Annotated in this window: 1 protein-coding gene; it reads right to left on the bottom strand. The window is 61.6% G+C overall.

Annotated features, from left to right (window positions below; all coding sequences use genetic code 11):
* A partial coding sequence (locus EOC83_RS32690) for a transcription antitermination factor NusB (protein WP_206516584.1) occupies positions 1–310 on the bottom strand: 310 nt, incomplete at its 3' end.
* Positions 311–383: the final 73 nt, after the last annotated feature.

The following is a 383-nucleotide window of genomic DNA, read 5'->3' as shown; positions in this document are numbered from 1 at the left end:
TGTCAGCACAGCCCACGGTTTCGCCGATGGCGGCGTGGGCCGGTACGCGAGAGTAAAAGAGCTGATACAGGCCCACCAGCAGTAAGGCCTGAACATCGTTATCAGCGGCTTTGAAGGGTTTCTGCAGCAGTTTGGCTGCCAACGCGGACAGCCTTGGCTCCCAGCGCGCGGTGCCAAATGCCAGATCCTGGGTCAGCCCCCGGTCGCGGTCCTCAACCTTGTCCAGCTGCGTTGGCAACGAGCTGTTCAGGGACGCTTTACCGCTCAATACGGCTGCGAGGGCCTTGGCAGCAGCCAGACGCGGGTTCATTGCGCATCTACCGTCAAGCCGAGCACAGTGCCGGCGGAGAATTTCTCCCGGCGACTGTTGAACAGGTCAGCGA

Source organism: Mesorhizobium sp. Primo-A (genome assembly GCF_003997175.1).
Lineage (GTDB): Bacteria > Pseudomonadota > Alphaproteobacteria > Rhizobiales > Rhizobiaceae > Mesorhizobium > Mesorhizobium ciceri.
Note: the sequence above shows the minus strand (reverse complement) of the source record. Positions and strands in the feature narration are given on the sequence as shown.